The organism is Micromonospora sp. NPDC005161 (assembly GCF_053599855.1).
In genome coordinates this window covers 60140-80337 of the sequence record NZ_JBSFYQ010000002.1, presented here as the reverse complement: position 1 = coordinate 80337, position 20198 = coordinate 60140, and the positions used below count along the sequence as shown (strand labels likewise).

At 73.3% G+C, this 20198-nt stretch carries 19 protein-coding genes; 8 read left to right on the top strand and 11 right to left on the bottom strand.

What is annotated here, in order from left to right; translation table 11 throughout:
- Window positions 1–32: 32 nt before the first annotated feature.
- The 3 genes from ACWD5O_RS02505 to ACWD5O_RS02495 are packed head-to-tail and all read right to left on the bottom strand — an operon-like array spanning window position 33 to window position 2179.
- The gene (locus ACWD5O_RS02505) at window positions 33–464 is read right to left on the bottom strand and encodes an ASCH domain-containing protein (protein WP_450084413.1); all 432 of its coding nucleotides are present in this window, start codon (window positions 462–464) and stop codon (window positions 33–35) included.
- 56 nt (window positions 465–520) lie between these two features.
- Complete coding sequence (locus ACWD5O_RS02500) at window positions 521–1594, bottom strand: questin oxidase family protein (RefSeq protein ID WP_450084412.1); 1074 nt, start codon at window positions 1592–1594, stop codon at window positions 521–523.
- A gap of 33 nt (window positions 1595–1627) precedes the next feature.
- Window positions 1628–2179, bottom strand: coding sequence for a phosphoribosyltransferase family protein (locus tag ACWD5O_RS02495; RefSeq protein ID WP_450084411.1), 552 nt, complete (start codon window positions 2177–2179; stop codon window positions 1628–1630).
- 187 nt (window positions 2180–2366) lie between these two features.
- Between ACWD5O_RS02495 and ACWD5O_RS02490 the strand changes: the two genes are divergently transcribed.
- The 4 genes from ACWD5O_RS02490 to ACWD5O_RS02475 all read left to right on the top strand — a co-directional run bounded on the left by ACWD5O_RS02490 (window position 2367) and on the right by ACWD5O_RS02475 (window position 6676).
- Window positions 2367–2990: a septal ring lytic transglycosylase RlpA family protein gene (locus ACWD5O_RS02490; RefSeq protein WP_354966439.1), complete on the top strand. Its 624-nt coding sequence runs from the start codon at window positions 2367–2369 to the stop codon at window positions 2988–2990.
- 101 nt (window positions 2991–3091) lie between these two features.
- On the top strand, window positions 3092–4219 hold the full coding sequence (locus ACWD5O_RS02485; protein ID WP_450084410.1) for a PP2C family protein-serine/threonine phosphatase: 1128 nt from the start codon (window positions 3092–3094) through the stop codon (window positions 4217–4219).
- Between the two features lie 137 nt (window positions 4220–4356).
- A complete protein-coding gene (locus ACWD5O_RS02480) occupies window positions 4357–6213 on the top strand; it encodes an acyl-CoA dehydrogenase (protein WP_450084484.1) in 1857 nt (618 codons plus the stop codon).
- Between the two features lie 193 nt (window positions 6214–6406).
- Window positions 6407–6676: a DUF6458 family protein gene (locus ACWD5O_RS02475; protein WP_074315731.1), complete on the top strand. Its 270-nt coding sequence runs from the start codon at window positions 6407–6409 to the stop codon at window positions 6674–6676.
- 42 nt (window positions 6677–6718) lie between these two features.
- On the opposite strand, the gene ACWD5O_RS02470 is transcribed toward ACWD5O_RS02475, so the two are convergent.
- Entirely contained in the window at window positions 6719–7258 is a 540-nt protein-coding gene (locus ACWD5O_RS02470; RefSeq protein ID WP_450084409.1) for a SixA phosphatase family protein, read from the bottom strand.
- Between the two features lie 112 nt (window positions 7259–7370).
- On the opposite strand from ACWD5O_RS02470, the gene ACWD5O_RS02465 reads away from it, so the two are divergent.
- Window positions 7371–7658 carry a DUF6458 family protein gene (locus tag ACWD5O_RS02465; RefSeq protein ID WP_354966442.1) on the top strand — a complete coding sequence of 96 codons (288 nt, stop codon included), beginning with the start codon at window positions 7371–7373 and terminating at the stop codon, window positions 7656–7658.
- Window positions 7659–7728: 70 nt separating this feature from the next.
- Here ACWD5O_RS02465 and trhA read toward each other — a convergent pair whose 3' ends face one another.
- Window positions 7729–8406 (bottom strand): PAQR family membrane homeostasis protein TrhA, encoded by a 678-nt coding sequence (trhA, locus tag ACWD5O_RS02460; protein ID WP_354966443.1) that lies wholly within the window; start codon window positions 8404–8406, stop codon window positions 7729–7731.
- Window positions 8407–8513: 107 nt separating this feature from the next.
- Here trhA and ACWD5O_RS02455 point away from each other — a divergent pair, with 107 nt between their 5' ends.
- The 3 genes from ACWD5O_RS02455 to ACWD5O_RS02445 are packed head-to-tail and all read left to right on the top strand — an operon-like array spanning window position 8514 to window position 10772.
- On the top strand, window positions 8514–9179 hold the full coding sequence (locus ACWD5O_RS02455) for a 5-oxoprolinase subunit B family protein (RefSeq protein ID WP_450084408.1): 666 nt from the start codon (window positions 8514–8516) through the stop codon (window positions 9177–9179).
- A complete protein-coding gene (locus ACWD5O_RS02450; RefSeq protein ID WP_450084483.1) occupies window positions 9077–10039 on the top strand; it encodes a 5-oxoprolinase subunit C family protein in 963 nt (320 codons plus the stop codon). Before ACWD5O_RS02455 ends, ACWD5O_RS02450 begins: the two co-directional genes overlap by 103 nt.
- The gene (locus ACWD5O_RS02445; RefSeq protein WP_450084407.1) at window positions 10023–10772 is read left to right on the top strand and encodes a LamB/YcsF family protein; all 750 of its coding nucleotides are present in this window, start codon (window positions 10023–10025) and stop codon (window positions 10770–10772) included. The genes ACWD5O_RS02450 and ACWD5O_RS02445 overlap by 17 nt, the downstream gene beginning before the upstream one ends.
- A 54-nt stretch (window positions 10773–10826) precedes the next feature.
- Here the strand turns inward: ACWD5O_RS02445 and ACWD5O_RS02440 are convergent, their stop codons facing one another.
- The 6 genes from ACWD5O_RS02440 to pdhA form a co-directional block, all read right to left on the bottom strand.
- Window positions 10827–12659, bottom strand: coding sequence for an NHL domain-containing thioredoxin family protein (locus ACWD5O_RS02440; RefSeq protein ID WP_450084406.1), 1833 nt, complete (start codon window positions 12657–12659; stop codon window positions 10827–10829).
- Window positions 12660–12799: 140 nt separating this feature from the next.
- Window positions 12800–15532, bottom strand: coding sequence for an LppU/SCO3897 family protein (locus ACWD5O_RS02435; protein WP_450084405.1), 2733 nt, complete (start codon window positions 15530–15532; stop codon window positions 12800–12802).
- 337 nt (window positions 15533–15869) lie between these two features.
- Window positions 15870–16007 carry a hypothetical protein gene (locus ACWD5O_RS02430; protein ID WP_199723474.1) on the bottom strand — a complete coding sequence of 46 codons (138 nt, stop codon included), beginning with the start codon at window positions 16005–16007 and terminating at the stop codon, window positions 15870–15872.
- 218 nt (window positions 16008–16225) lie between these two features.
- Entirely contained in the window at window positions 16226–17680 is a 1455-nt protein-coding gene (locus ACWD5O_RS02425; protein WP_450084482.1) for a dihydrolipoamide acetyltransferase family protein, read from the bottom strand.
- Window positions 17681–17685: 5 nt separating this feature from the next.
- The gene (locus ACWD5O_RS02420; RefSeq protein WP_354966448.1) at window positions 17686–18675 is read right to left on the bottom strand and encodes an alpha-ketoacid dehydrogenase subunit beta; all 990 of its coding nucleotides are present in this window, start codon (window positions 18673–18675) and stop codon (window positions 17686–17688) included.
- Window positions 18675–19850, bottom strand: coding sequence for a pyruvate dehydrogenase (acetyl-transferring) E1 component subunit alpha (gene pdhA, locus ACWD5O_RS02415; protein ID WP_450084404.1), 1176 nt, complete (start codon window positions 19848–19850; stop codon window positions 18675–18677). Before pdhA ends, ACWD5O_RS02420 begins: the two co-directional genes overlap by 1 nt.
- Between the last annotated feature and the right edge of the window lie 348 nt (window positions 19851–20198).

Sequence of the window (20198 nt, the reverse complement as noted above, 5' to 3'; positions counted from 1 at the left end):
CGGCTGAGGATCGCGCCGCCAGCGACAACCGGTCAGGTGCCGAGGTCGCCGCTGGCCACCCCGCCCTCGCCGCCGGACACCAGCCGTAGGCGGAGGCAGACGATCGGGGTGTCGTCGTTGACCGGGGTGCCGAGTCGCGCCCAGTAGGCCGAGTGTCCGGCCCGCCACTCCTCGATCGAGCGGTCACCCTCACCTTCGGCGCGGGCGAAGTCCCAGGGCACGTCGGCGAAACGGACCACCTCGACGCCGGTGATCTCCACGACGCCGGCCAGCGCATCGTCGTCGTCAACGAGGGCCAGCCGTTCGCCGACCCGCTCCAGTTCCTCGCCCTCCTCCGCGTACTCGGCGAGCCGGCCGGCCGTGGCGGTCTTCACGCCGGCCAGCACCAGGGTGTTCAGGGTCGCCCGCAGCTCGCCGGGGGTGCCGAGGGCGAGGGTGCGCAGTTCACCGATCCGAGGCCACATCCTGCCGAGGCTAGGCCAGCTCGACCCGTACCGCCGCCGCAATATGCCGGCCCTGGTCAGATCAGCTGGCCGGCGTAACCCGCGGCGGTGAGCAGCCGCTCGTCGCCGGTGGCCGCGTGCGCGTCGAGCACCGCGTCGGCCAGCTTGACCACGTGCTCGTCACCGTGGCGGGCCGCCCGGGCGAAGACCTCCGCCGGGGTCGCCGCCGGCACGGTCGGCGGTGCCATCCCGTCGGTCGGGGCATACACCGAGGTCACGGCCGCCGTCGCGGCCCAGGCCGCGGCGAGGCTCAGCGCCCAGAGCGCCCGGTCGAGTGCCGGCAGGGTACGCAGCACCGCGGTCGGCGCGGTGACCGCGTGCACCAGCATGACCGGCGCGGCGTGCCCGAAGCGCAGGTAGTCCAGGCCGGCCCGGTGCACCAGCGCGGCGAGCCCCCGCTCCGCCTCGCCCGGGCTTCGCGCGGGGCGCAGCGCCGCGAGTGCCGGCTCCCATCCCGGTACGCCCGGAAGCCGGCCCAGCCGGGCCAGGATGCCCCCGGACTGGTCGTCGATCCGGGGCAGGCCGGCCAGCGCGGCATCCACGTCCATCGCGTCGGTGCCCGTCCCGCCCGCCTCGGCAGCGCCGGAGCCGACCGAGGCGGCCGGGTGGAGCAGTCGGTCGGCTCCGGGGACCGGCTGCCAGCGGGCGGCCCAGTAGCCGAGGGCCTGGCCCAGCTCGGCGAGCCGCTGCGGGTTGGCGCCGGCCGGGTCGAGCGCGCGTACGGCGTGCCCGACCCGGATCACACCGTGGGTGGCGCCGGCGGCGATGCCGGGCAGCAGCCGCGGCCACCAGGTGCCGAGCACCTCCCGCCACGGGCGTTCGCGCAGCTCCCGGTCGAAGTACGCCAGCCAGTCACCGGCCCGCTTCGCGTCGCCCAGCGCGGCCCGCCAGTCGTCGATCGGGCGCAGCCCACGGGGCAGTTCGTCGAGGCGACCGAGGTAGTCGTCGAGCCAGCGGTGCACCCGCTGCTGGTGCCCGTGCCGGGCCAGCGCCTCGACGGCCATCGGCCCGTGGTTGGTCAGCCAGCCCTCGTACTCGGGGCCGGTGCGGTGCAGCCGTTCGTACGCCTCGTCGAGGATCCCGTCGTCCATGCGTCGATCGTCGGAGATGAACCACGGTTCAGGTCAAGACGGCAGATCGGCGCCGCTGATCAGGCCGGTGATCCGGAGTTCGGTCGCGACGTCGGGCGGGCAGTCGACGGCCACCACGGCGCTGCCCAGCACCTCGGCTCCGCGCGCCGCGCAGATGTCGTAGAGGGCGCGGATCTGCGCTCCGGTGCGCACCCAGTCGTCCACCACCAGGACCCGGTCGCCGGGGCCGAGGTGCCGTTCCCGTACGGCCAGGTCGACCTGCCGGCCCCGGTAGTCCGGCGGGCTCTGCGCCCAGGTGAGCGGCCCGGCCGGCAGCCGCCCGTCGCCAGGCTTGTGCGCGGCCACGAAGCCGACTCCGAGGGCGGTGGCGGCCAGCGGCCCGAGCAGCAGCCCGGTGACCGCGGGGGCGAGCACCACGGTCGGCCGGGCGGACCGGTACGGCGCCACCAGGGCCGGTCCCAGCTCGGCCAGTACGGCCGGATCCCGCCACCAACCGGAGATGTCGCTGACCAGGTGGCTGGTGCCCGGTCCGGGGTCGATCCACCGGAACAGGGCGGCGAGGCGTTCGGTCAGCTCGGCTGGCATCGGTCCATCCTGCGGCACCCGCGTCGGGCGTGCGGGCACCCGGGCCGGCCGGCCCATCCCGGCTCGGATGATCGGCTACACGTACCAGTGCAAATACGGGCATACCACAATGATCACGTTGACTTCGGAAGTACTTCTCTCGTTACGGTCCGACCCGGTTTGTTCAGTCGACGAAAGGACCGGGCCGGTGGCAGGCAGGCACTCCCGTACCCGCATCTTCTCCTCCCCGGCGGGCATCGCGGCCACCGCGGCGGCCGCCGTCGCCCTCGCCGTCGGGGGCACCGTCGGCGCCGTGCAGCTGACCTCGGGCTCCGCGCAGCCGGAGCAGGCCACCATCGAGTTCGCCCCGACCATCGCCGCCAGCAGCCCTGCCGCCAGCTCCCCGGCCGCCTCCCCGAGTGCCAGCGCCTCGCCGAGCGTGACGGCCAGCCGGTCGCCGCAGGCCGCCTCCCGGAACAAGACCCGTACCGCTGCGCCACCGAAGCCGAGCCCGACCGCGAAGAAGAAGACCGTGGCCGCGAAGGTGCTGGAGAGCGGATCGTGCGGCGCCTCCTTCTACTCCGACGGGCAGCTCACCGCCAACGGCGAGTCGTTCAACCCGAACGAGCTGACCGCGGCGCACAAGACCCTGCCGTTCAACACCAAGGTCCGGGTGACGAACCCGGCCAGTGGCAAGTCGGTCGTGGTACGGATCAACGACCGTGGCCCGTTCATCGACGGCCGCTGCCTGGACCTCTCGCGGGCCGCGTTCGCCACCATCGCCTCGGTGGACGTGGGCGCGCTCACCGTCAGGTACGAGGTCCTCGGCTGAGCGGGGCGGGCGATGCCGTTCCGGCCGGACACCCCCGCCAGCCGGACAGAACCTCCTCGGACGACGGGTCAGGTTCATTCACCCGCTCACGTGGATCAGGCATGCTGTCCCTCGTACCCACGCGACTCCTCCAGTCGGGCCGTCGCCCGCTGAGCCCCGGATCCCGCGCCGGCCTCGGCGCGGCCCTCGTTCTGCTCGCGATCGTCTCGGCGGTGGAGCTGGCGGACGGCCGGCCCGCGCACTACATCGCGCTGCTGGCGGCCGCCCCGGTCCTGGCCGCCGCGCTGGCCGCGTGGCAGGTGGTGCTGGGGGTGGGCGCCGCGGCGACCCTGATCGGGGCCGGCTTCGCCCTGATCGAGCCGGAGATGTCGCTGGTCACCTCGGTCAACGTGGTCGGGGTCGCGTTCGTCACCGGGCTGGCGATGGCGGTGGCCTGGGTACGGCAGCGGCAGGCGGTGAAGATCGGCGAGTTGACCAAGCTCGCCTCGGTGGCTCAGCAGGCGGTGCTGCGTTCGCTCGGCCCGCAGGTCGGCACGCTGTCGGTGGCCGGCCGCTACATCTCCTCCACCGCGACGGCCGAGATCGGTGGGGACCTGTACGAGGCGATCGACACGCCCTACGGGGTTCGCATGATCATCGGTGACGTGCGCGGCAAGGGCCTGGACGCGGTCCGGCTGGCCAGCATCGTCCTCGGCTCCTACCGGCACGTGGCGTACGAGCGGGCCGACCTGCGCGCCGTGGTGGCCGATCTGGATCGCGCGGTGGCCCGTAACGTCGGTGACGAGGACTTCGTGACGGCGGCACTGGTAGAGGAGCGTGGTGGCACGCTCACCATCGTCAACTGCGGGCACCCGCCGCCGCTGCTGCTGCGCCGGGGCGCGGTGATCCCGCTGGAGCCACCCGCGCCGGCGCCTCCGCTCGGGTTCATGCCGGTGGTGCGCCCGCGGGTGGAACGCCTCGAGCCCGGCGACCGGCTGCTGCTGTTCACCGACGGTCTCGGTGAGGCCCGGCGGGACGGCGAGTTCTTCCCGACCGCGGACCGGGCCTGGCGACTGCTCGGGCACGGCACGGTCGCCGACGGGCTGGCCTCGCTGGAGACGGCCCTGGTCGAGTGGGTGCACGGCCGGCTCGACGACGACATCGCCCTGGTCCTGATGGAGTACGCCGGCGAGCGGACCGGCGCGGCGGCGGCCGTGCCGAGCTGGGAGGTCGGCGCCGCCGAGGGCTGAACCCGGCCGGACGCGGGCGCGCCTCGGAAGTGTGTAATGCCTGTCACTTGGGTGATTGGGTTGTCGCTAGCTACCCGCGAGTAATAGAGTCGGGGTTACTGATCGGTAACACCTGTCCGGAAGCGGGGCCAGTGAGCATGACCCACTACAAGAGCAACCTCCGGGACCTCGAATTCAACCTGTTCGAGGTCTTCGGGGCTGACCGGGCGTTCGGCCAGGAGCCGTACTCGGAACTCGACACCGACACCGCCCGCAGCTTCCTCGCCGAGGTCGACCGACTCGCCCGCGAGGATCTGGCCGCCAGCTACACGGACAGTGACCGCAATCCGCCGGTCTTCGACCCGGCCACGCACACCGCCCCGCTGCCGGAGTCGTTCAAGAAGTCGTACCAGGCGTTCATGGACTCCGAGTTCTGGCGGCTGGACCTGCCGCCCGAGCTGGGCGGCACCAACGCGCCGCGTGCTCTCTGGTGGGCCCTCGCCGAGCTGGTGCTCGGGTCGAACGCCCCGGTCTGGATGTACGCCTCCGGCCCGTCCTTCGCGCACGTGCTGCACGTCGAGGGCACCGAGCGGCAGCAGAAGTGGGCCAAGCTCTTCATCGACAAGCAGTGGGGCTCCACGATGGTGCTCACCGAGCCGGACGCCGGCTCGGACGTGGGCGCCGGCCGCACCCGGGCCATCCAGCAGCCGGACGGCTCGTGGCACATCGAGGGCGTGAAGCGCTTCATCACCTCGGGCGAGCACGACCTGACCGACAACATCGTCCACTACGTGCTGGCCCGCCCGGTGGGCGTCGAGGGTGTCGGCGGTCCGGGCACCAAGGGGCTGTCGCTCTTCGTGGTGCCGAAGTACCACTTCGACGAGGCCACCGGCGAGCTGGGCGAGCGCAACGGCGTCTACGCCACCAACGTCGAGCACAAGATGGGCCTGAAGGTCTCCAACACCTGCGAGGTGACCTTCGGCGAGCACGGTGTGCCGGCCAAGGGCTGGCTGCTGGGCGACAAGCACGAGGGCATCCGCCAGATGTTCATGATCATCGAGTACGCCCGGATGATGGTCGGCACCAAGGCGATCGCCACCCTCTCCACCGGCTACCTCAACGCCCTGGAGTACGCGAAGAACCGGGTGCAGGGCGCCGACCTGATCCAGCAGGCCGACAAGACCGCGCCGCGCGTTACGATCACCCACCACCCGGACGTGCGCCGCTCGCTGCTGCTGCAGAAGTCGTACGCGGAGGGCCTGCGCGCCCTGGTCCTCTACACCGCCACCTGGCAGGACCGGGTCGCCATCGCCGAGGCGGCCGGCGACGAGAAGGCCACCAAGCTGGCCAAGCGCGTCAACGACCTGCTGCTGCCGCTGGTCAAGGGTGTCGGTTCGGAGCGGGCGTACGAGCTGCTCGGGCACGAGGCGCTGCAGACCTTCGGCGGCTCCGGCTTCCTCCAGGACTACCCGCTGGAGCAGTACGTCCGGGACGCCAAGATCGACACCCTGTACGAGGGCACCACCGCCATCCAGAGCCTGGACCTGATCTTCCGCAAGATCGTCCGGGACAACGGCAGGGCGCTGATGGCGGTCGCCGGCGAGATCCAGGAGTTCATCTCCTCCGAGGCGGGCAACGGCCAGCTCAAGGAGGAGCGGCAGGCGCTCGGCAAGGCGCTCGCCGAGATCCAGAACATGCTCGGCGTACTGACCGGTTGGCTGGGCGAGGCGCAGAGCGGCGACACCCGCGCCCTCTACAAGGTCGGGCTCAGCAGCCGGCGGTTCCTGCTGGCCATCGGCGACCTGGTGGTCGGCTGGCTGCTCCAGAAGCAGGCCGACGTGGCGCTGACGGCGCTGGCCGGTGAGGTCTCCGCCACCGACAAGGCGTTCTACACCGGCAAAGTCGCGGCTGCCCGGTTCTTCGCCCGAGAGGTGCTGCCGCGCATCGGCGCGGACCGGCGCATCGTCGAGGGCGCCGACCTCGACATCATGGACCTGCCGGAGGAGGCCTTCTGAGCGTGCTCCGGCACGCCTGAAGGTTCCGAGCGTCATCCGACACCGACGGCCGGTGGGGCACCTGCCCTGCCGGCCGTCGCGCTGCCCGCTATTCGGTGGCCCGACCCCCGGTAGGCCGGCAGCGGGGCGGGTAACCGTCGCGTGGTCACGACAGGGAACGCCCAGAGCCACCGCACGGGGGAGTGCAGCGCACATGGGTGTAGGAAGCGGGATCTTTCTCATCGCGATCGGAGCAATCCTGACGTTCGCGATACGAGCCAACGTCTGGTGGATAGACCTGCGCGCGGTCGGCTGGGTGTTCATCCTGGCGGGGCTGGCCGTACTGCTGACCACGCTCTGGTTCTGGCAGGACCGGCGTAAGCGGGCCCGAACCCTCATCGTCGAGGAGAACCGGCTCTCGCACCCGACGGCGATGATGCCGCCGCCGCCCGACCCGCCGCCGCCGACCGCGCCACCCTCCTGAGCCGCGTACGCCCGAGCCACCCGTCGACCATCGGCGGGTGGCTCAGCCGCGTGCGACGTGCCGTGCGGTGACCGGTGCCCGAGCCGGGGCCAGCTCCGTCCAGCTCAGCGCGCCGCGGTGCACCGCCAGTTCGGTGGTCCGCAACCCCTCCGTGTCCGCCCCCTCCGTGTCGAGAAGCGCGGAGAGCAGCGAGATGCCTGGATTGTGGGCGATCAGCAACGCCGTCCGTGCCGCCGCGTCGATGGTGCGGACCAGCGCCAACAACTCCTCCGGATGGGCGTCGTACGCGCCAGGCTCGTAGCGGACGGTCGGGCGGGGACCGGCTGGGCCGCCCTCCGGTGGCGAACCGGTCATCCCCATCGCCACTCCGTGCCAGGTCTGCCGGGTCCGTAGCGCCGTCGAGCAGATCACCACGTCCGGCAGCAGCCCGTTATGGGCCAGCCAGGCACCGGCCGCCGCCGCGTCGGCGTGCCCCCGCGCGGAGAGCGGCCGGTGGGCGTCGTCGGTCCCTTCGCCGCCCTGCTCGGCCTTCGCGTGCCGGAGCAGCACCAGAGTCCGTGTCTCGGGATGGGCGTCCGTCATGCCCCCAGCTTGCCCGATTGGCGATCTCCGTGCCGGGGTAAGTCGATGGGTGCCGCACCCCTATCGACGGCCGCGGCGCGACGTACGCCAGGTTGGAGCCGAGGAGCGAGACATGGGCATTGGTGGCAGCATCTTCCTGATCGCGTTGGGCGCGATCTTCGCATTCGCCGTGGAGGCCGACCTGGGCTGGCTGAACCTGGCCGTGGTTGGCTGGGTGCTGATGCTGGCCGGCGTCGCCGGCCTGCTCGCCACCCTCTACTTCTGGAACAGCCGCCGCCGCACGGTGGTCGCCGCGCCGGTCCGGGAGGACCGCGTCGTGGCCGACCGCGTGGTGCCGGTCCAGGACGACCGGGTCATGCGGGAGTACCGCGAGGTGCGCCGGCCGGGTCGGCCGGTCTGACCCCACGATCACGCGTTCCGGGGTCCCGCAGCGTCGCGGGGCCCCGGCTCGCGTCCTGTGCCGGTCGGGGTCAGGCGAACAGCGCGAAGTAGATCGCGATGTGGTGGCACAGCGCGGCCAGCAGGGTGCAGGCGTGGAAGAACTCGTGGTGGCCGAAGACGGTCGGCCACGGGTTGGGCCGGCGCAACGCGTAGAAGACCGCGCCGACGCTGTAGATCGCGCCGCCGACGATCAGCAGCACCAGCGCCGCGACGCCGCCCCCGTGCAGGATCTCCGGCAGCATGGCCACCGACACCCAGCCGAGCGCCAGGTAGAGCGGCGCGGAAACCCAGCGTGGGGCGTGCGGCCAGACCACCTTGAGCGCCACGCCGGCCAGCGCGCCACCCCAGACCAGGGCCAGCATCACGGTGGCCGGTCGCGGCGCGAGCAGCAGAGCGCAGAACGGGGTGTACGTGCCGGCGATGAACAAGAAGATCATCGAGTGGTCCATCCGGCGCATCACCTGGTAGCCGCGCTCCGACCACACGCGACGGTGGTACAGCGCGCTGGTGCCGAAGAGCCCGCAGACGGTCAGGCTGTAGATGACGCAGCTCACCAGGGGTGCCCACCCCGGCCGGGTGGCGGCGATCGAGCACAGCACGATGCCGCAGACCAGGGCGACGAAGAAGGCGTACGTGTGCAGCCAGCCGCGCATCCGGGGCTTACCGATGTCGACCGGCTTCAGTCGAAGCGGGGCGGAGGTGGTCACGACATCAGGTTACGGCACAGTAGGTTACTTGCAAGTAGTCGCTCTGGTGACGCCCGGCACCGTCCCCGTGAACACCCCGCCGCCACGACATCGGCGAGGATGAACGGATGCGGATCCGACCCGCCGGGGCGCACGCCCTGCTGCTCGACTGCTCCGCGCCCGCCGACGCGACTCAGGCAGCCCTCGTCGACGCGTGGCGGGCCGAGCTGTGGCGCCGCCGCGAGCGGGGCGAACTGGCCGCCGTCGAGATCGTGCCGGCCGCCAGCACCGTCCTGCTCGACGGCCTGCCCGACCCGGCCGCCACGGCCGACCTGCTGTCCCGGTGGGCACCAACGGTCGCCACTGCCGTCAACCACGCCGCAGGCGCGGCGGAACGGATGCGCGAGCGGGGCTCTGACGAGGTCGTCGTCCTAGTCGACTTCGACGGGCCCGACCTGCCGGCGGTCGCCGCGCACTGGGGGGTCGATGTGCCGGCCGTACCGCGCCGGCTGACCGGCACCCCGTTCCGGGTCGCCTTCTGCGGCTTCGCCCCCGGGTTCCCCTACCTGACCGGGCTGCCCCCCGAGTTGGCGCTGCCCCGGCTGGCCACCCCGCGCCCCCGCGTGCCGGCCGGCTCGGTCGCCCTGGCCGGCCCGTACGCCGGCATCTACCCGAGCGCGTCCCCCGGCGGCTGGCTGCTGGTCGGCCGGACCGAGCTGGTCCTCTTCGACGTACACGCCGACCCGCCGGCCCGGCTCGGCCCGGGCACCCGGGTCCGGTTGGCGGCGGCGTGACCCGTCCTGCCGAGATCGAGGTGCTCCGCGCCGGCGCGCTCACCACCGTGCAGGACCTGGGCCGGCCCGGCTGGGCGCACCTGGGCGTACCCCGGTCCGGGGCCCTCGACCCGGCCGCCCTGCGGCTGGCCAACCGGCTGGTCGGCAACCCGGAAGAGGCCGCCGGCCTGGAGATCACCCTGACCGGCTGCGCGCTGCGGCTGACCCGGGCCACCACCGTGGCGGTCACCGGAGCCGAAGTGCCGATCCGTGCCGGCGACCGACCCGCCGACACCGGACGCCCGCTCACCGTGCCGGCCGGAACGGTGCTGCGGATCGGCCCGGCGCGTCGGGGCGTACGGAGCTGGCTGGCCGTGGCGGGCGGGATCGATGTGCCGGCGGTGCTCGGCAGCCGGGCCACCGACACCCTCTCCGGGCTGGGGCCGTCCCCGCTGCGGGACGGCGACCGGCTGCCGCTCGGCGAGCCGGTCGGCGAGCCCGCGCCGGTGGACGTGACCGTGGGCCCCGCACCTCCACCGGAGCTGCACCTGGCCCTGCACCGAGGTCCCCGCGACGACTGGTTCACCCCGACCGCGTTCGACCGGCTGCTCGGCACCCCGTACACCGTCAGCCCGGTGAGCAACCGGGTCGGCGCGCGGCTCACCGGCGCGCCGCTGCCCCGCGCGGTCGCCGGCGAACTGCCCAGTGAGGGCATCGTGCTCGGCGCGGTGCAGGTGCCCGCGGACGGACAACCCCTCATCTTCCTCGCCGACCACCCGACCACCGGCGGATACCCGGTCATCGGGGTGGTCAGGGACGTGACCCCGCTCGCGCACGCCCGGCCAGGTACTACCGTCAGATTCCATGGACCTCAACGCTGACCTGGGCGAGGGATTCGGCATCTGGCGACTCGGCGACGACGAGGCGCTGCTGGACCTGGTCACGTCCGCCAACGTCGCCTGCGGCTTCCACGGCGGCGACCCGTCCACCATGCGGCGGGTCTGCGAGGGCGCGGCGCGGCGCGGGGTGGCGGTGGGCGCGCAGGTCGGCTACCGCGACCTGGCCGGCTTCGGCCGGCGGCACATCGCGTACGACTTCGCCGAGCTACGCGACGAGGTGACCTACCAGCTCGGGGCGCTCAGCGCGTTCTGCCAGCTGTTCAACACCCGGGTCCGCTACCTCAAGCCGCACGGTGCGCTCTACCACGCGGCCGCCATCGACGAATCCCAGGCGGCGGCGGTGGTCGCCGCGGTGACCGGCCACGACCCCGAGCTGCCCGTGCTCTGCATGCCCGGCACCACGCTCGCCCAGCTCGCCGTCGGCGCCGGCCTGCCGGTGGTCGCCGAGGCCTTCGCCGACCGCGGCTACCTGCCCAACGGGGTGCTGGTGCCCCGCGGCACCCCCGGCGCGCTCATCACCGACCCCGACGAGGTGGCCACCCGGGCGGTACGGATCGCCACCGAACGGACCGTGGTGGCGGTGGACGGCACCGTCATTCCCTGCCCGGCGGACTCGATCTGCGTGCACGGCGACACCCCCGGCGCGGTCTCCGCCACCGAGCTGGTCCGCGCCACGCTGATCGACGCCGGCGTCCCACTAACTCCGTTCGCGTGAAAGGAAGGGCCCCTTTTTGTCGGATTTTGTTGTACAAGGGGCCCTTCCTAACAGCTAGGAGTCGAGGCCGCGCAGCACCAGCGGAAGCCGGGCCGCAGCGCCGTCGACCACGCGGACCGGGACGCCCCAGTCCTGGCGGGTCAGGTGGCAGGCCGCGTGCTCGACGTCCGCGTCGCAGGTCGCCGCCTGGGCGGTCACCTGGAGCACCCCGCCGGTCACCTCGCCGTTGAGCACCAGCCGGCGGGACAGCTCGGTGCCCGTGCCGGCGCCCTCCACCAGCAGCTCGGGCGGGGACGCGGACACCACCAGCCGGGTCGACGGCCCGTACGTCTCGTCCAGCTTCTGCCCCGGCGCGGGGGTGAAGACGATGTCGAGGGTGACCTCACCGGCCGCGACGTCGGTGGGCTTCCGCTCGGTGCGGTGCCGGGGGCCGTCCACCGTGCTGGCGCCGGCCGCCGACAGCGAACCCGGGGCCAGCCGGGTCAGCCGGTGCGCGGCGGACTCCACGACCAGCACCTCGCCGGCCGGGGTGAGGACCAGATCGCTCGGCTCGGCCAGCCCGTCGGCGACCGTGGACACCTGACCGGTCGACGGGTCGAAGCGGCGCACCGCGCCGTTGTAGGTGTCCGCGATCAGCACCGAGTCGTCCGGCAGCGCGCACACGCCCAGCGGGTGCTGGAGCAGCGCCGACTCCGCCGGCCCGTCCACGTGACCGAAGTCGAACAGGCCCTGCCCGACGGCGGTGCCCAGCACCCCGTTCTCGACGTACCGGACGGCGCTGGTCTCGCTGTCGGCGATCCAGAGCCGGGTGCCGTCGGCGGAGACGGAGAGCCCGGACGGCTGCGCCATCCACGCCTCGGCGAGCGGGCCGTCGCGCAGTGCCTCGACAGTCGTGCCGGCGTACATGCCGGCGGTCCGCTTGATCGGATCGAACCACCAGAGCTGGTGGATGCCGGCCATCGCGATGATCAGCTTGTCGTCGTACCAGGCCAGGTCCCACGGTGAGGAGAGATCCACGGCGAGCGCGTCGTGCGCGTGGTCGTCGACCGAGGCGCGCCACTGCTTGCCGCTGCCGGCCACCGTGACCACCTCGCCGGACGCCAGGCGTACGCCGCGCAGCAGGTGGTTGACCGTGTCGGCGACCACCAGGTCGTAGCCGGCCACCTCGGCGACCTGCCGTGGCAACACGCAGAGCCCCTGCGGCTCGGAGAAGGTCGCCGCGCCGGCCGGCCCGTCGGCCCGGCCCCGCTCACCCGAGCCGATCCGGCGCACCGGCGTCTCGCCGTCCGGAGCCAACTCGACCAGGGAGTGCCGGGCCGAGTCGGAGACCAGCAGGTTGCCGTCCGCCAGCACCACCGCCTTGCCCGGGAAACGCAGCGTGGTCTCCGGTGCCGACGGCGGGACGTACGGGCCGTCGCCCCGGTGCAGGGTGCCCTTGGCCTCATGGGTGGCGATCAACTCGTCGATCAACCGGGCCAGCCCTTCGGCGTGCCCCTCGCCCGCCATGGTGGCCACCACGTACCCCTCCGGGTCGATCACCGACAGGGTCGGCCAGGCCCGGGCCGCGTACTGCTGCCACATGTCCAGCTCGGGATCGTCGAGTACGGGATGGTGCACCCCGTACCGCTCCACGGCGGCGGCCAGCGCGTCGGCGTCCTTCTCATGCTCGAACTTCGGCGAGTGCACACCGATCACGACGAGCACGTCGCCGTACTTCTCCTCCAGCGGACGCAGCTCGTCGAGCACGTGCAGGCAGTTGATGCAGCAGAAGGTCCAGAAATCGGCCAGGACGATCTTGCCGCGCAGGTCGGCGAGCTTGAGATCGCGTCCACCGGTGTTCAGCCAGCCCCGACCGCGCAGCTCGGGAGCCCGTACTCGTGCACTCATGCCCCCATCGTGCCTGATCACCGGCCCGTCACCGGCCGGAGGGGGCGAGCCGCCCAGATCCGGGCGCGTACGCCTCATCCCCGCTGGTGGGACGACGACGGCGGGGCCACGGTCACCCGTGGCCCCGCCGTCGGTTCGCGTTACTTGGTGGCCGGCTTGAGGCAGAGCACCCGGTTGGTGCCGTCGCCGGGCAGCACCACGTGCGGCTGGGCCGGATCGGCGCACTTGTCCTTCGCATCCACCTTGGAAACGATGGTGAACGCGCCCGCCTCGCCACAGTCCACCGCCGAGGCGCCCTGGCCGGACTGCTTCACGCAGGTGCCGACCGCCGGGTCGAAGGCCGGCGTGTCGTCCCCGCCGAACTTGCCCAGCAGCATCAGCAGGCCGAGCGGCACCGCCAGGATGAGCACCGCGGCGATCAGCACCGCCGCCAGCACGCGGCCGTTGCGCACCTTCGGCACCGGTGGCTCCGCCTGCGGCTGGTCGGCGTCCGGCTTGTACGCGTCGAACCGGCCCTGGTTCGACTCGCCGGCTGCCTGGCCCCACGATGGTGCGGGCTGCTGGGGCGCCGGCGGGAAGGCCGGCGGCGGGAAGCCGCCGCCCGGTGCCGGCTCGGTGGACTGCCCCCCGAAGCCGGGGCCGCCGAAGTTCGGGCCGCCGAAGCCCGGCGTGCTGTTCATTCCGGCGGTGCCGGCGACCGGTGACCCGGGGGCGCCGAACGGCTCGGCCGTGCGCTCGGCGCCGGCCTGCGGCCGGACCCCGTTCATCGGCCGGTTGCTGCCCGGGGTGTCGACGAACGACGGCACACCCGGCGGGAAGGCCGGAGGCGGGGACGCCGCCGCACCGAATCCGTTCGGAGCGGCCGGCACGTCCCGGTCGTCGAAGCGCGGCTCGGCCGGAGGTTCGCCGCCCCACGCGGGGGCACCCTGTCGCTCCGGGCCGTTCTGCCAGTCGGGTGCGCTCGGGCGCTCGGCGCCGGTCTGCCAGTCAGGTGCGCTCGGGCGCTCGGCGCCGGTCTGCCAGTCGGGTGCGACCTGCCGGTCGGGGCCGTTCTGCCAGTCCGGTGCGCTCGGGCGCTCGGGAACCGGGGCGGCCTGGAACGCCTCCGGCGCCGCCTGCTCCGGCTCGTTCTCCGGCTCGGGGCGGGGCGGGCGACCGTACACCCGGGGCTGCGGCGCGGGCGCGCCGGCCGGTCGTACGGCCTGGTCGGTGGGGGGCATCACCCGGCTGGCCAACGGAACCGATGCACTCGCCGATGCCCGGCCGGCCGCCGACTCGGCATCCGGCGCCGGTACTACCGCGCGGCCTGCTCCGGCCTCCGGGGAGACCCGCGGGGCGGGCACCACGGCGCCGGCCGCCGGAGCCTCCTCGGCCCGGCCCCAGCCGGCCGGCTCCGCCTCGTACTGCGCGGCGGCGTCCGGGTTCTCCCGCTCGGCGTACGCCGGCTGCTCGGAGGCAGCGCCGTACTGGGCCGGCGGCCCGTAGTTGGCCGGCGGTGCGGCAGCCAGGCTGGCCCCCGGCACGCGCTGCTCCTGCGGGGGCAGTGGCACGGCGTTCGCGGGCGAGATGCCCGGTGCGGGAGCGGGCTGGTAGACCGGCGACTCGTCGCCCCGGCCCGCCTCCCACTCACCGCGGGACTGCGAGGCTTCCGCCTCGGCGCGACCCCATACCTCGCCGGGCGCCCACGGCTGGGCGTCCGGCACGCCGGCGCTGCCCTGGGCGGCGTTGTCGGGGGCGGCGGCCCAGGCGGGCGTCCCGTCGTTGCTGGGAACGCTGGCACTGGCCCGGGCCGGGGTGCCGGTGGCGTCCGCGGTCCATTCCGCCGATTCCGGCCGCTCGGCCGGCTGGTCCTGCGGCGAGAGCACCCAGTCCGGCTGCTGCGGACGACCTTCGGCGCCACCCCAGGCGGCGGGCTGCGCGGCCTCGTCCTGCTTCACGTCGGTGCCGTCGCCCCACCCGCCGGGCTGCGCCGGCTGCTGCTGTCCAGCCCAGCCGCCGGAGCGGGCCGGGTCGTCCTGGCCGGGCCAGTTCGGCGCCTGCGCCTGCGCCGGCACCTGAGCCGCGCCCCGGGGGGCGGCCGCCTCGGCCTGGCCCCACCCGGGGGCCGCCTGCTCGGTCGACTCGGCGGGCTGGCCCCAGGTCTGTGGTGACTGCTCAGCCGGTATCCACATCGGCTGATCGCCCTGACCGGCGGCGCCGGTGGCCCAACCGGCGGCCGGCGCCGACTCTGACTGCTGCGGTTCGCCGCCGCGCCAGTCGCCGGCGGGCGGGTTGGCCTGCGCCGCTCCGCTCCAACCGCCGGAGCGGGCCGGGTCGTCCTGCTGGGCGTCGGCGTTCCAGCCGCCGGAGCGGGCCGGGTCGTCCTGAGCCGGCCAGGCTGCGGTGGCGGGCGGCACCTGCGCGGCACCCCGCGCGGCCGGCTGGGCCTGCGCCCACTCGGGCTGCTCGGCGCCGCCGGGGGTCCACCCGGGTGCGCTCTGCTCGGCTGGCGTCCAGCCCTGCTGCTGGGCGGCCCACGGGGCGGGCTGCGTGTGGTCGGGTGCGCCACCCGCGCCGGTCCAGGTGCCGGGCTGCTGCGGCGGCTCGTTCGCGCCACCGCCGGTTGCCCAGGCGGGCTGCGCCGGCTCGGTGGGCTGCGGCGCGGCGGCGGCACCCCAGCCGGGGTTCGGCTGCTGTTCCGGCTGAGCGGCCCATGCCGGGGCCGGCGGGTTCGGCCGTGCCGGCGGCGGGGGTGCCCAGCCCAGGTCGGGGCCGGCGGCGTTGTAGCCGTTGTCCGGCTGCGCCGGGCGGTCGCCGTACGGCGCCGGTCCGCCGGCGCCCGGTGACACCTCGTCCGGCTCCTGGCCGGGGCGGTGCGGGCCCTCGGACGTCATCGGTGCGCCTCCTCCATCACATGTCGGCCGCCGGTGCCGATCGGTCTCCTCGGCATGGCTGCCGGCGTCACCGGCGTGCCGGGCTCCCCGCACCGTATCCGGTGGCCGCACGGGGCGTCCAAGGAGCACCGGTCGTCACTCCGCGTGGCCGGTCGGTGTCGAGCAGCTTCTATCGGCTCCGCTGGTGCCGGGCCGGCGGGCGGCGACCGAAGCCCACCGTACCGGGCGCTGCCGCACGGCGGAATCCCGGTGCCGGGAGGGGAGGAAACGCCGATGGCCCACCCGGTCGGCCGGGCGGGCCATCGATCTGGAGGAGGTGAGGAATGTCGGTGGAGCGTCAGCCCATGTGACGCTGGGCGATGATGAGGAGTTCCTCGCGGACGGCCGGCGAGTTCGCCGAGCGCAGCGCGTGCTCGATGGCACGGGCGCGGCGGGTGGCGTCGCGGTGACTGCGGATTCGCTCGATCATGCTCATTGGGGGTGTCCTCCTGGCTATTCGGTTGTCGGCCCCTGATGCATCTATTGAACCGCAGAACCCGGTCAACTTCCATCGATTGTTAGGTGAGTTGGGACACCTGCCTAACAATCAAAGGTCTGGGGGGTGGTTCGCCGACGGTTTCATCGCCCAACGGACACGGCCGGTGTGCCGGGCGTTAACCCGTGGCACACCGGCCGTGGCTGGCGTTCGGACGATCAGGTCCAGGCGAGCAGCGCCGCCTCCGGATCGGCGAGGAAGTCGCCGATGTCGCGCAGGAATTTCGAGCCCAGCTCACCGTCGATGATCCGGTGGTCGAAGCTCAACCCCAGCGTGGTGACCTGGCGCGCCTTGACCTTGCCCTTGTGCACCCAGGGCATCTCCCGCACCGCGCCGAAGGCCAGGATCGCCGACTCACCCGGCGGCAGGATCGGCGTCCCGGTGTCCACCCCGAACACCCCCACGTTGGTGATGGTCAGGGTGCCGCCGGACATGTCCGCCGGCGAGGTCCGGCCGGACTTCGCCGTCTGCACCAGGTCGTTCAGGGAGTCCGCCAGCTCGCGTAGCGAGAGCCGGCCCGCGTCCTTGACGTTCGGCACGATGAGGCCACGCTCGGTGGCCGCGGCGATGCCGAGGTTGACGTACTCCTTGACCACGATCTCGTCGCCGGCCCAGGTCGAGTTGACCATCGGGTGCCGCTTGACCGCCAGGAGTACGGCCTTCGCCACCAGCAGCAGCGGCGAAACGCGGACGTCGCGCCACTCCCGCCGGCCGCGCAGCCGGTCGAGCGCCTTCATCGCCCGGGTCACGTCGACGGTCAGGAACTCCGTCACGTGCGGGGCGGTGAACGCCGAGCGGGACATGTTCTCGGCGGTGAGCTTGCGTACCCCCTTGACCGGGATGCGCTGCTCGCGGTCCGCGCCGAAGCTGGCCGCGCTCGTCGCCACCGCCGTCGCCCTGATCGGCTCGGCCACGGCGCCACTCGCCGCCTGCTGCACGTCCTCCCGGGTGATCGAGCCCAGCGGACCCGACCCGGTCAACGTGCTCAGGTCAACCCCGAGGTCCTTGGCGAGCTTGCGCACCGGCGGCTTGGCCAGCACCAGCCCGCCGGTCGCCGCAGCGACCGGCGTCGGCGCGGCCACCGGCTGCGGAGCCGGCGCGACCGGCGTCGGAGCGGCCGTGGGCGCCACTGCGGCCTGCGCGGGGACGCCACCCTTGCGCGGCCGGCGCTTCGCGGCGGTGGTACGCGGGCCGTAGCCGACCAGGACCGCGGTCCGCCCACCCGGGGCGGGGCCGCCGATCAGACCGGGCTCGACCATGCCCTCGGCCGGTGCCACCTCGACGGCTGCCAGCGAGGCCGCCGACGGGGTGGGCAGGTCACCACCGGGCGTGGCCGTGGTCGACGGCGCGTCCAGCGGGCCGGCGCCCGGGTCGGTGTCGATCGCGATGATCGGCGTACCGACCTCGACCGTGGTGCCCTCCGGGTGGAAGATCGCCTGGACCTGGCCGGCCCACTTCGCCGGGATCTCCACGGCCGCCTTCGCCGTCTCCACCTCGACGATCGGCTGGTTCAGCTCGATGGTGTCGCCGACCTTGACCAGCCACGACAGGATCTCGCCCTCGGTCAACCCCTCGCCCAGGTCGGGCAGGTTGAACTCCATGATCCGGGACATGCCGCTCACCAGCCGAAGGTGCGGTCGACGGCGTCGAGCACCCGGTCGAGGTCGGGCAGGTACTCCTCCTCCACCCGGGCGGCCGGGTAGGGGGTGTCGAAGCCGGTCACGCGCAGCACCGGCGACTCCAGGGAGTAGAAGCACTCCTCGGTGATCCGGGCGGCCAGCTCGGCGCCGAGGCCGATGTTGGACGGTGCCTCGTGCACCACCACCGCACGGCCGGTGCGCTTCACCGACTCGTAGGCCGCGGCAAGGTCCAGCGGGGAGAGCGAGCGCAGGTCGATGACCTCCAGCTCCCGGCCGTCCTCGGCGGCGGCGGTCGCCGCCTCCAGGCACGTCCGGACCATCGGCCCGTACGCCAGCACGGTCACGTCGGTGCCGGGCCGGACCACCCGGGCCGAGTGCAGCGGGTACGCGTCGGACAGCGGCGCGTCCAGGTCGACCTGCCCCTTCTCCCAGTAGCGCCGCTTGGGCTCCAGGAAGACGATCGGGTCGTCCGAGGCGATGGCCTGCTGGATCATCACGTACGCGTCCTGCGGGTTGGCGCAGGACACCACCTTCAGGCCGGCGGTGTGCGCGAAGTACGCCTCCGGCGACTCGGAGTGGTGCTCGACCGCGCCGATGCCGCCACCGAACGGGATGCGGATCACCATCGGGATGCTGAGCTTGCCGCGCGACCGGTAGTGCATCTTCGCCACCTGCGACACGATCTGGTCGTACGCGGGATAGACGAAGCCGTCGAACTGGATCTCGCAGACCGGCCGGTAGCCACGGATGGCCAGACCGACGGCGGTGCCGATGATGCCGGACTCGGCCAGCGGGGTGTCGATCACCCGCTGGTCGCCGAAGTCCTTCTGGAGCCCGTCGGTGATCCGGAAGACGCCGCCGAGCTTGCCGACGTCCTCGCCCATGATGACGACCTTGGGGTCGTTCTCCAGGGCGCGGCGCAGGCCCGTGTTGAGGGCCTTGCCGAGGGTGAGCGTCTCCGTGGCCATCAGTGGGCGCTCCCCTCGAACGACTCCATGTACCGGCTGAACTGCGCGCGCTGCTCGTCGAGCAGCGGAGACCCGTTCGGGTAGACGTGGTCGAACATCGTCACCGGCTCGGGGTTGGGCATGGCGAGCACGCGCTCGCGCAGGTGCACCGACTCGCGGCGGGCCTGCTCGTCGACCTCGGCGAAGAAGTCCGCGTCGGCGATCTGCTGCTTCTCCAGGAAGGCCTTGACCCGGGCGATCGGGTCCTTGGCCTTCCACGCCTCGACCTCGCTGGCGATCCGGTAGCGGGTCGGGTCGTCGGAGGTGGTGTGTGCGCCCATCCGGTAGGTGTACGCCTCGATCAGGCTCGGGCCCTGCCCGTGCCGGGCGTTGTCCAGCGCGGTGCGGGTGACCGCGTACGTGGCCAGCACGTCGTTGCCGTCCACGCGGATGCCGGGGAAGCCGAAGCCGGCGGCCCGCTGATAGAGCGGGATCCGGGTCTGCCGCTCCAGCGGCTCGGAGATCGCGTACTGGTTGTTCTGGCAGAAGAAGACCATCGGCGCGTTGAACACGCCGGCCCAGACGAACGCCTCGTTGACGTCACCCTGGCTGGTGGCCCCGTCGCCGAAGTAGGCGATCACCGCTTCACCGTCGTTGGTGCCGGTCTTGCCGTCCATGGTGATGCCCATGGCGTAGCCCGTCGCGTGCAGGGTCTGCGCCCCGATCACGATCGTGTACATGTTGAACTTGAACTCGTTCGGGTCCCAGCCGCCCTGGTCGACGCCGCGGAACAGGCCGAGCGGCATGATCGGGTCGATGCCGCGGCAGTAGAGGACGCCGTGCTCCCGGTAGGTCGGGAAGGCCATGTCCTGGGTGCGCAGCGCCCGCCCGGAGCCGACCTGCGCCGCCTCCTGGCCGAGCAGGCTGGCCCAGATGCCCAGCTCGCCCTGGCGCTGGAGTGCGGTCGCCTCGGCGTCGAGCTTGCGGACCAGCACGAGGTCGCGGTAGAGCCCGCGGTACTCCTCGTCGGTGAAGTCGACGCGGTACTCGTTGCCGTCCGGCCCGGTGACGCTCTCGATCCGCTCGCCTTCGGGGGTGAGCAGCTGCACGAGCTCGGGGTCGCCGGCCGCGCTCTTCCTGGAGCGGGGTGCTGCCCGCCTGCTGCGGGTGGTGCCCCCGGGGTCGCCCTTTGCCATCCGTCTCTCCCTGTCGTGTCTGCGTCGGCACCGGGGGGTCACCCGGCCGCGCAACTCGTGCGCCTGTCCGGCTGCTGCCGGACCGGTTCCTGGCGGCCGCGCCTAGCCCCGGTGGGGGTTGCCGCGCGGCATGAGCCGGATTCTGGCCGAACCCGGTTCGGGAGCGCCGGCGCTCAACCGCGCCTGCCGCGAGGGTGCGCGGAGGTCACGGCTGCGTTGCCGTCGTGCTCCATATTCGCAGAGCAGGTGAGCGCGCCCACAGTACGCCCGCCCCACGTTCCGACCGCCCCCTGTTTGAGGTCGTTTGTCGCCATCGTGCCCGACGGCGCCAACCAGGCGTTACGGCGA